Raw genomic sequence first — 9,940 nt, 5'->3', positions numbered from 1 at the left:
GTAAGCTATCTCCAATTATTCGTAAAGCTTCATTTTCACTAGCTAAAGCCAATGTTTTTATAGGAATAATCGCATCTAACGAATCTTTCAAAAAATTGACTTCTCTTGGCGAAATTTTGCCTGTAGCAACCTTTGAAATCAAACGTTCCAAATCGGAAATTTGTTTGATTTGATACTGAATTTGCTGTAAAACTTCGGGATTAGATTTTAGATACGAAATTACTTCATGACGACTTCTAATTTTTGCAATATCTTTCAACGGAAGCGCCAACCAACGTTTCAACAACCTTGCTCCCATTGGCGAAAGCGTTTTATCGATCACATCTAAAAGCGTCACAGCATTTGGATTATAACTGTGATAGAGTTCTAAATTACGAATCGTAAATTTATCCATCCAAACGTAAGCATCTTCCGCAATGCGTTGGATATTCGTAATGTGTTGGATTTTATTATGCTGCGTTTCCGATAAATAATACAAAATCGCGCCTGAGGCAATCAAACCTTCTGTTAATTCTTCGACACCAAAGCCTTTTAGCGAATTAGTTTGAAAATGTTTGGTCAAACTTTCTAAGGCAAAATCTTCTTTGTACACCCAATCTTCCAAAAAGAAGGTATGAAAATCATCTCCAAAAACCGATTGAAACTGATTTTTAAACTGTTTCGGAATTAAAATTTCACTCGGACGAAAGTTTTGCAATAATTTATCAATGTATTCTTCATTGCCTTGCGACACTAAAAATTCGCCTGTTGACACATCTAAAAATGAAACTCCAAGGGATTTCTTTCCAAAATGCACTGCAGCTAAAAAATTATTTGATTTGGATTGCAATACCTCATCGTTCATTGAAACTCCAGGTGTCACTAACTCCGTAACACCACGTTTTACAATGGTTTTGGTCATTTTTGGATCTTCTAGTTGGTCACAAATCGCTACTCGAAGTCCGGCTTTTACTAACTTGGGCAAATAGGTATTAATAGAATGATGTGGAAATCCTGCCAAAGCGGTTTCGGTTTCAGAACCTGCGCCTCTTTTTGTCAAAGTAATGCCTAAAATTTGTGCTGCTCGAACAGCATCTTCTCCAAAGGTTTCATAAAAATCGCCCACACGAAACAACAAACAGGCATCGGGATATTTATTTTTTATCTCGTTGTATTGCTTCATTAAAGGCGTTTCCTTTGGTGTTTTATCAGGAGTTACTGCAGATTTCTTCGCCACAATTTCTAGTTTAAGTATAATTGCGAAGGTAAGAATTTCAAAGACAATGACAATATCAATTTCAAAAATCAAGTTTTAAAGTTTTATAATTAATCTTTACTTTTGTCACATGAGGAAATTAGCTAACGAAGAATTAGAACGTAAAAACATCGACGAATTTAAGGATGCTCAAAAAACACCAATTATTGTCATCTTAGACGATATTAGAAGTTTGCATAATATTGGTTCGGTTTTTAGAACTTCGGATGCTTTTTTAATTGAGAAAATCTATTTGTGTGGTATTACGGCTATTCCACCCAATAAAGAAATTCATAAAACAGCTCTTGGTGCTACAGAAACGGTTGCTTGGGAATACGCTAAAGACGTTTTAGAAGTAGTGAATCAATTGAAACAAGAAAATATAAAAGTATATTCGGTGGAGCAAACTGAAAATGCAATTATGTTGGATGATTTTCAACCCGAAATCAATACGAAATACGCCTTAATCTTTGGAAATGAAGTCAAAGGTGTTTCTCAAGAGGCTATTAATTTAAGCGATGGTGTGATTGAGATTCCGCAATTAGGCAGCAAACATTCCTTGAATATTTCGGTGAGTGCTGGAATTGTTATTTGGGATTTATTTCAAAAAATGAAGTGAAAATTCAAAAATCAAATTCAAGTTCAAAAATCAAATTCAAACTTGAAACCTCAAACTTGAAACAAAAATTTGGAACACAGATTGAATTAATTTAAGAAATCTTATAAATTCTAAACGCAAAGGCGCAAAGTTTTTCGCAAAGGGCGCTATGAATTTGTGATAATTAGTGAAATTCGTATTTAATTAAGGTAAAAGAGACGCTTTCAGCGTGACAAGTCTGTGAAAAAATCCTTTAAAATCAGCGTTTCGCCTAAGCGAATCTGTTTTATCCGCGTGCTAATGCTATTTTTCTATTAATTTCATTCAACAAAAAAACATAATCGGCTTGATTTTTTACAAAGTCTAAATCAGAAACATCAATAATTATTACGTCCAAATCATTTTGTGTTTTGATGTAATCTAAATATCCTTGATTAATTTTCTCTAAATAATCAGCTGGAATTTCTTGTTCGTAACTTCTACCCCGTTTTTTGATATTTGCCAAAAGTCGTTCGGTATTTTGATACAAATACACATATAAATCCGGCTTTGGCATTTCTTTATAAATGATGTCAAACATGGTTTTATACAATCGAAATTCGTCTTCTTGAAGCGTTACTTTGGCAAAAATCAACGATTTAAAAATATGATAATCGGCCACAACAAAATCTTTAAATAAATCAAATTGCGCCAAATCGTCCGATAATTGTTGGTATCTATCGGCTAAAAAAGACATTTCTAACGGAAACGCATACCGACTTTGATCTTTATAAAATTTTGGTAAAAAAGGATTATCAGCAAAGCGTTCCAATATTAATTTTGCATTACAATCTTCGGCTAATTTTGAAGCCAATGTTGTTTTACCTGCTCCAATATTTCCTTCAATTGCAATATAATTGAATTGTTGTAATGTTAATTTTTCAATTGGTGAAACTATAGCGTGAACTGCTTTGATTTCGCTTTCATCATCCGTTTGAACTAATAATTGAGCAACCGATTTTTTCAACGTTGGATGTTCCCAATTTAATCCTAAATCCAACATGGGTTGCAACACAAATTTGCGGTTTTGTAATAACGGATGTGGAATTTGTAAGTTTTCGGTTTCAATAATTTGTTCATCAAAAGCGATTATATCTACATCTATAATTCGGGCTTGATAACCAGAATCTTTCAATCGCACTCTGCCTAACGATTTTTCGACTTTTAAAACTTGTTTCAATATTTTTTGAGCCGATTTTGACGTATGAATAAGAATTGCAGCGTTATAAAAAGGTTCGCTTTCAAATCCCCAAGCAGGTGCTTCATAGATTTTTGACACCTTAACTACAACAGCTACTTCTTTATGAATCAACTCAATACAAGCTTCAATCGTGGTTAAACGATCGCCTTGATTACTTCCTAAAGACAGAATTACTTGATGTTGCTTCATAGTAGCAAAATAACAAACATTTTTAGACTTATAATTTACCTTTTCGATTTTTTTATGAACATGTAACATTTTTATTCCTTTTGCTACTTATAGATAATAAAAATAAATTAAAATGAAATTTTTAGGAAACGTATTAGCTACTGTAATAGGATTATTTGTTTTTTGGATGATTTTTTTCTTTGGAATCATCATTATTGGCGCTATTGCAGGTGGAAACGAAGACATCGTTACAATTGAAGAAAATTCGGTAATTGAGTTAGATTTATCAAAAGTAACTTTAGACTATGCAGGAAAAACAAGTTATAAAGACTTCAACTATTTTGAAGCTGATCATGATGGTGTAACTGATATTTTAAATGCTATTGAAGCAGCAAAAAATGATGATAAAATTAAGGGTATTTCTATCCTTAATAATCAATCTCAACTAGGGTTAGCCCAAATGAAATCAGTGCGAGACAAACTAGAAGAATTCAAAAAAACAGGCAAATTTGTATATGCTTATGCCAATAATTACAGCCAAGGTGAATACTATTTAAATTCGGTAGCAAACAAAGTTTATTTAAATCCAGTAGGAGAAGTAGATTTCAAAGGGCTATCGGCCGAAATTTTATACCTAAAAGAGTTACAAGAAAAATCGGGTGTTAAATTTGAAGTAATTCGTCATGGAAAATATAAAAGTGCGGTTGAACCATTTTTGGCACAAGAAATGAGTCCGGAAAATCGCGAACAAATGACTGTACTGTTAAATTCGGTTTGGAGTTCAATTGTGGCTGATATTGCTAAAAGTAGAAAAGTGACCGTGGCACAATTAGACGCAATTGCTAATACGCTAGGCGCAAGAACTCCGGAATTAGCCTTAGCCAATAAAATGATTGATAAAATTGCTTATGAAGATGAATATCATAACGCCATTCGCAATCTCTTAAAAGTTGATAAAAAAGAAAAATATAATAGTGTTAGTATTACGGATTATGCAAAAACAGCCGCATTAACTGTTGATGATTATTCAAAAGATGATATTATTGCGGTGATTTATGCACAAGGCGAAATCATGAGTGGTGAAGGCGACGTCAACATTATTGGTGAAGGGTCAATCAAACGTTCGCTAGAAGAAGCCCGAAACGACGATGACGTTAAAGCAATTGTATTGCGAGTGGATAGCCCTGGTGGAAATGCATTGACCTCAGAATTAATATGGAGAGAAATAGAAATTACTAAAAAAGTAAAACCTGTTGTGGTTTCCATGGGTAATTATGCGGCATCAGGCGGTTATTATATTGCAGCAAATGCCAATCGCATTTTTGCCGAACCAAATACTATTACGGGATCTATAGGCGTTTTTGGTATGTTGCCAAATATGAATCAATTGGGTAAAAATATTGGCATCAATGCCGAACAAGTGAAAACCCATGCAAATGCAAGTGGTTACAGCATTTTTGAACCAATTGACGAGAATTATAAAAGCTATGCACTTGAAAGCATTGAAAAAACGTATGCCACGTTTTTAAAACGAGTAGCCGACGGTAGAAAAATGACAACAGCACAAGTAGATGCTATGGCTCAAGGTAGAGTTTGGACCGGAATGGATGCTAAAAAATTAGGATTAGTAGATGAAATTGGAGGACTTGAAGCTGCAATAAAATATGCTGCAAAATTAGGAAAAACCACTAGTTATAGAACTGAAAATTTCCCTGAATATGAGAAAAATTTTGAAGACTTTTTATCCAACTTTACAGGAATAGCAGCTCTTAAAACGAAAGAACAACTCTTAAAAGAGCAATTAGGCGAAGAAGGATTTCAAATGCTAGAACAAATAAAACGTTTAAAAAGCAGAAAAGGAATTCAAGCAATGATGCCTTATGAATTGAACATAAGATAAAAAAACACTTTATACTAAACTCCTAAAAGCAAATTGTTTTTGGGAGTTTTTTTTACAAACTCATTTTCACCACATAACCTTCAAAGGTTCTCACGTTAAAAACGGTGCCGTCTTCAAAAAGTAAGTATTGCCCTTTAATTCCGATAAGTTTTCCAAAAAAATTTGGGGTTTTATCTAAATTCAAACTGGTTACTTTTGTAGGATAATGAACTACTGGAAAATCAATTTGAATGATTTTTTCTTCTTTTGGGAAATAGTCTTTAACTTCATTGGGCAACCAATCGAATACTTTATTGCGCTCGGCAATTAAATCCATGTTAGGCACTTCGTTTTTCAGCATTTTTTGCCAATTGGTTTTATCTGCAAAATGGTTTTTCAAGGCAACCTCCGTAATTCCAGCTAAATATCTATTCGGAACTTCCACAATCGGAATGGCTTGCACGGCGCCTTGGTCAATCCATCGAGTAGGAACTTGCGTTTTTCTCGTAACACCCACTTTTACTTCGCTCGATAAGGCTAAATACACCACATGGGGTTGCAATTGCACGCGTTTTTCGTAGGCTAAATCTCTATCTTCAACATCTAAATGCGCTGTTGATAATTCGGGTTTCATGATCCAATCGCCCACCGCCGGACTGCTCATAAAACAATCGTAACAAAATCCTTGACGAAAGATTTTCTTCGCTTTTCCACAATTCAAACATTGATACCCTAGAAATTCAATAGCAAGGTCTTTCCCTAAAAGCTGATTGAGGTTCAAAAAACTATTTTCAAAAACCAAATAATACTGAATCGGATTACCTAATTCAGTTTGCATTTTAGTCAGCGTGCCTTGATAGATCATTTGTGTTAAGATTTTCTTTTTAGCCTATTTATTTAAAAAAATTGCTATTTTTGGTAAAGTTATTATTCCCAATTCATAATTCAAAATAGAACGCGCTAAATGCCACTACAAATTATAAATTCTTTTGCCACTTGGATTTTAAAAAAACGAATTCATCAAATGGAATTGTTTTTAAAATACCCTTATGAAGTGCAAGAAGAGTTGTTATTTAGTTTGATCAAATCGGCAGAAGCTACGCAAATTGGGAAAAAATACGATTTTAGTTCCGTAAAAAATTACACTGCATTTTCAGAACGTGTTCCGATTGCTTCCTATGAAGAATTAGAACCCTTAATTGAATTGACCCGAAAAGGCGAACAAAATGTTTTTTGGCATTCAAATATTAAATGGTTTGCCAAATCGAGCGGCACTACCAATGCCAAAAGTAAGTTTATTCCGGTGAGTGCAGAAGCCTTAGAAAATTGCCATTACAAAGCCAGTAAAGACTTATTGTGTTTGTATTTGAATAATAACGAAGATTCGGAATTATTTGTCGGAAAAAGTTTACGCTTAGGCGGAAGCAAGCAATTGTATGAAGACAATAATACTTTTTTTGGCGATTTATCGGCAATATTGATTGATAACATGCCTATTTGGGCCGAATTTAGCTCTACACCCAGCAGTAAAATTTCGTTGATGGGCGATTGGGAAACGAAACTTCCTGCGATAATTAATGAAACCGTAAATGAAAATGTAACCAGTTTAGCCGGAGTGCCGAGTTGGATGCTCGTTTTGTTGCAAAAAGCCCTGGAAACCACCGGAAAATCAAACTTGTTAGAAGTGTGGCCCAATGCTGAAGTCTATTTTCATGGCGGTGTGAGTTTTGAACCCTATAAAGAACAGTACAAAAAATTATTCCCGAAAGACAGTTTTAAATACTATGAAATTTACAATGCTTCGGAAGGCTTTTTTGCCATTCAAGATCAGAATGGTAGCGATGAATTATTGCTGATGCTCGACTATGGTATTTTTTATGAATTTATTCCCATGGATACTTTTGGCACACTCAACCAACGCGTAATCCGATTGAATCAAGTGGAATTAAATAAAAATTATGCGTTAGTCATCACGACTAATTCGGGGTTGTGGCGTTATTCAATTGGCGATACGATTCGTTTTACCTCTTTAAACCCTTATCGCATTAAAGTAACGGGAAGAACCAAACACCACATTAATGTTTTTGGCGAAGAACTCATGGTAGAAAACACCGATACGGCTTTGGCAAAAACGTGTAAAACATTCAATTGTGAAGTGGTCGATTATACTGTTGCACCTATTTTCATGAAAGAGAAGGAAAAAGGAGCTCACGAATGGATCATTGAATTTAAAAATCCGCCCGAAGATATCGCAAAATTTACGCAAGCTTTAGACGAAAACATACAAGCACTCAACTCTGATTATGAAGCGAAACGCTATAATAACATGACGTTAAACCCGTTAGTACTGAATGTAGCTAGAGAAAATCTATTTTATGATTGGCTCAAACAGCAAGACAAATTAGGTGGCCAACACAAAGTTCCAAGATTATCAAACGAGCGAACCTATTTAGAACGTTTATTACAACTCTAATCATGACTCAAAAAACAAGTTTTGCTCTACTGCTTTTACTTTGTGTAAGTATGCTTTCTTCTTGTGGACCAAGACGTTATGGATGTGGACCAAAACGATGTGAGGTGAAAGTAAAACAACTTCCTTTTTTTAATTCAGGCAATAAAAAACACCCACTAGTCTTTGAAAACCAAGCAGGTGTTGTTTATGTATAATATAATAATTAAGAAACCGCTTTCAATCGTTGTAATAAATTCTTATTCAAACTGTTTTCGGCATAGTCTTTAGTTACTTGCAAGTGCTTGTCGTTTGAACTAGGTAATTCATACATGGCATCGGTAAGAATGGCTTCGCATAACGAACGCAATCCACGAGCGCCTAGTTTATATTCTAAAGCTTTTTCCACAATATAGTCTAAGGCTTCTTCTTCAAAAGTTAAGGCTACATCATCCATTTCAAACAACTTTTTATATTGTTTTACTAAAGCATTTTTAGGTTCGGTTAAAATAGCTCTCAATGTTTCAGCATCCAAAGGATCCATGTGTGTTAATACCGGTAAACGCCCAATAATCTCAGGAATTAATCCAAAATCTTTAACGTCTTTTGGAATTAAATACTGCAATAAATTGTCTTTATCAATATGGTCGGTTCCTATAGACGAACTATACCCTACCGCTTGTCTATTCAATCGTTTTGAAATGATGCGTTCAATGCCATCAAAAGCACCACCCGCGATGAATAAAATGTTTTGAGTATTCACCTCAACAAATTTTTGGTCGGGGTGTTTTCTTCCTCCTTTTGGTGGCACATTCACAACCGTTCCTTCGAGTAATTTCAATAAGGCTTGTTGCACCCCTTCTCCCGAAACATCTCGAGTTATTGATGGGTTATCACTTTTACGAGCAATTTTATCAATCTCGTCGATAAAAACAATGCCTCTTTCGGCTTTAGCCACATCATAATCGGCGGCTTGCAGCAAACGTGTTAAAATACTTTCTACGTCTTCGCCCACATAACCTGCTTCGGTCAACACGGTTGCATCAACAATAGCTAGCGGAACATTCAACATTTTTGCAATGGTTTTGGCTACTAATGTTTTACCTGTACCGGTTTGTCCTACCATTAAGATATTACTTTTTTCAATCTCTACTTCATCCTCCAACTGAATTTGCATCAAACGTTTGTAGTGGTTGTAAACGGCAACACTCATCACTTTTTTAGTTTGATCTTGTCCAATGACATAATCATCTAAAAACGCGCGAATTTCTTTTGGCTTCAACAGAATTAATTCGGCTGCCAAATCAGCATTTCCGGTTTGCTTTAATTCCTCAACAACAATTCCGTGGGCTTGCTCAATGCATTTATCGCAAATATGCGAATCAATACCTGCAATTAATAAATTGGTTTCCGGCTTTTTTCTTCCGCAGAAGGAACATTCTAATACTTCTTTAGCCATTATTTTTAGTCTAAAGTCGTAAAGTCGTAAAGTCGTAAAGTCTTAGCATTGCTTTTGACATTATGACCTTGGACTTTCGACCAAATTTATCTTGTTAATACTTCATCAATCATTCCGTATTCTTTTGCTTCAGCAGCAATCATCCAATAATCGCGTTCTGAATCTTGGTGTACTTTTTCAAAAGGCTGCCCTGAATGTTTAGAAATGATTTCGTATAATTCATTTTTTAATTTCAACATTTCTTTCAAGTTGATTTCCATATCGGTAGCCACACCTTGTGCCCCACCCGATGGTTGGTGAATCATGACTCTTGAATGTGGTAACGCCGAACGTTTTCCTTCGGCTCCAGCACATAATAATACCGCACCCATTGAAGCTGCCATTCCGGTACAAATTGTTGCCACATCTGGTTTAACAAATTGCATCGTATCATAAATACCTAATCCGGCATAGACGCTTCCTCCTGGAGAATTGATATAAATTTGAATGTCCTTAGAAGCATCAACACTTTCTAAAAACAACAATTGCGCTTGAATAATATTGGCTACATAATCATCAACTCCTGTTCCCAAGAAAATGATTCGATCCATCATTAAACGAGAAAATACATCCATAGACGCCACGTTCATTTGGCGCTCCTCGATGATGTAAGGTGTCATGCTGTTTACAATTTTATCATAATACAAACTGTTTACGCCATGGTGCTTGGTAGCATATTTCTTAAATTGCTTCGCCATCTCGAGCGAAGCTCTTGGGTCTTTTCCGTAATTCATAATATTGAATGTATTTTTAATGAAAATTAATGGTATAAAAAAGCGCCAAAACTAGTTTGACGCTCAAAGATAATTATTTTTTATGAGAATTTATTCTCCGTACATCGCTTTAATGAATTGGTCGTAATTTACTTCTTTTG

The 9,940-nt window shown here is 34.9% G+C and carries 8 protein-coding genes and 1 pseudogene; 4 read left to right on the top strand and 5 right to left on the bottom strand.

Going from position 1 to position 9,940, the window contains the following annotated elements; all coding sequences use genetic code 11:
* Nucleotides 1-1,162: pseudogene (locus tag ACIQZC_RS06510) on the bottom strand (DNA mismatch repair protein MutS); the annotation flags it as partial.
* A gap of 163 nt (nt 1,163-1,325) precedes the next feature.
* Between ACIQZC_RS06510 and ACIQZC_RS06505 the strand changes: the two are divergent.
* Entirely contained in the window at nt 1,326-1,853 is a 528-nt protein-coding gene (locus tag ACIQZC_RS06505) for an RNA methyltransferase (RefSeq protein WP_396138429.1), read from the top strand.
* A gap of 265 nt (nt 1,854-2,118) precedes the next feature.
* Here the strand turns inward: ACIQZC_RS06505 and folK are convergent, their stop codons facing one another.
* The gene (gene folK / locus ACIQZC_RS06500; RefSeq protein ID WP_396138428.1) at nt 2,119-3,261 is read right to left on the bottom strand and encodes a 2-amino-4-hydroxy-6-hydroxymethyldihydropteridine diphosphokinase; all 1,143 of its coding nucleotides are present in this window, start codon (nt 3,259-3,261) and stop codon (nt 2,119-2,121) included.
* A gap of 112 nt (nt 3,262-3,373) precedes the next feature.
* Between folK and sppA the strand changes: the two genes are divergently transcribed.
* On the top strand, nt 3,374-5,140 hold the full coding sequence (gene sppA, locus ACIQZC_RS06495) for a signal peptide peptidase SppA (RefSeq protein ID WP_396138427.1): 1,767 nt from the start codon (nt 3,374-3,376) through the stop codon (nt 5,138-5,140).
* 52 nt (nt 5,141-5,192) lie between these two features.
* Here the strand turns inward: sppA and ACIQZC_RS06490 are convergent, their stop codons facing one another.
* Nucleotides 5,193-5,984 carry a DUF2797 domain-containing protein gene (locus tag ACIQZC_RS06490; RefSeq protein WP_396138426.1) on the bottom strand — a complete coding sequence of 264 codons (792 nt, stop codon included), beginning with the start codon at nt 5,982-5,984 and terminating at the stop codon, nt 5,193-5,195.
* A 99-nt stretch (nt 5,985-6,083) separates the two neighbouring features.
* Between ACIQZC_RS06490 and ACIQZC_RS06485 the strand changes: the two genes are divergently transcribed.
* Both ACIQZC_RS06485 and ACIQZC_RS06480 read left to right on the top strand, forming a co-directional pair.
* Nucleotides 6,084-7,592, top strand: a complete 1,509-nt coding sequence (locus ACIQZC_RS06485; protein ID WP_396138425.1) for a GH3 auxin-responsive promoter family protein — start codon at nt 6,084-6,086, stop codon at nt 7,590-7,592.
* 2 nt (nt 7,593-7,594) lie between these two features.
* Complete coding sequence (locus tag ACIQZC_RS06480) at nt 7,595-7,786, top strand: hypothetical protein (RefSeq protein ID WP_396138424.1); 192 nt, start codon at nt 7,595-7,597, stop codon at nt 7,784-7,786.
* A gap of 8 nt (nt 7,787-7,794) precedes the next feature.
* Here the strand turns inward: ACIQZC_RS06480 and clpX are convergent, their stop codons facing one another.
* A complete protein-coding gene (gene clpX, locus ACIQZC_RS06475) occupies nt 7,795-9,027 on the bottom strand; it encodes an ATP-dependent Clp protease ATP-binding subunit ClpX (protein WP_396138423.1) in 1,233 nt (410 codons plus the stop codon).
* Nucleotides 9,028-9,113: 86 nt separating this feature from the next.
* Complete coding sequence (clpP, locus tag ACIQZC_RS06470) at nt 9,114-9,800, bottom strand: ATP-dependent Clp endopeptidase proteolytic subunit ClpP (RefSeq protein WP_396138422.1); 687 nt, start codon at nt 9,798-9,800, stop codon at nt 9,114-9,116.
* Between the last annotated feature and the right edge of the window lie 140 nt (nt 9,801-9,940).

Source organism: Flavobacterium sp., from assembly GCF_044338735.1.
Classification (GTDB): Bacteria; Bacteroidota; Bacteroidia; order Flavobacteriales; family Flavobacteriaceae; genus Flavobacterium.
Note: the sequence above shows the minus strand (reverse complement) of the source record. Positions and strands in the feature narration are given on the sequence as shown.

What these genes read in the sequence shown, in the direction of transcription:
- sppA (WP_396138427.1), top strand. Translation starts at nt 3,374, where the DNA reads ATGAAATTTTTAGGAAACGTATTAGCTACTGTAATAGGATTATTTGTT.
- clpP (WP_396138422.1), bottom strand. Translation starts at nt 9,800, where the DNA reads ATGAATTACGGAAAAGACCCAAGAGCTTCGCTCGAGATGGCGAAGCAA.
- ACIQZC_RS06505 (WP_396138429.1), top strand. Translation starts at nt 1,326, where the DNA reads ATGAGGAAATTAGCTAACGAAGAATTAGAACGTAAAAACATCGACGAA.
- folK (WP_396138428.1), bottom strand. Translation starts at nt 3,261, where the DNA reads ATGAAGCAACATCAAGTAATTCTGTCTTTAGGAAGTAATCAAGGCGAT.
- ACIQZC_RS06490 (WP_396138426.1), bottom strand. Translation starts at nt 5,984, where the DNA reads ATGATCTATCAAGGCACGCTGACTAAAATGCAAACTGAATTAGGTAAT.
- ACIQZC_RS06480 (WP_396138424.1), top strand. Translation starts at nt 7,595, where the DNA reads ATGACTCAAAAAACAAGTTTTGCTCTACTGCTTTTACTTTGTGTAAGT.
- ACIQZC_RS06485 (WP_396138425.1), top strand. Translation starts at nt 6,084, where the DNA reads ATGCCACTACAAATTATAAATTCTTTTGCCACTTGGATTTTAAAAAAA.
- clpX (WP_396138423.1), bottom strand. Translation starts at nt 9,027, where the DNA reads ATGGCTAAAGAAGTATTAGAATGTTCCTTCTGCGGAAGAAAAAAGCCG.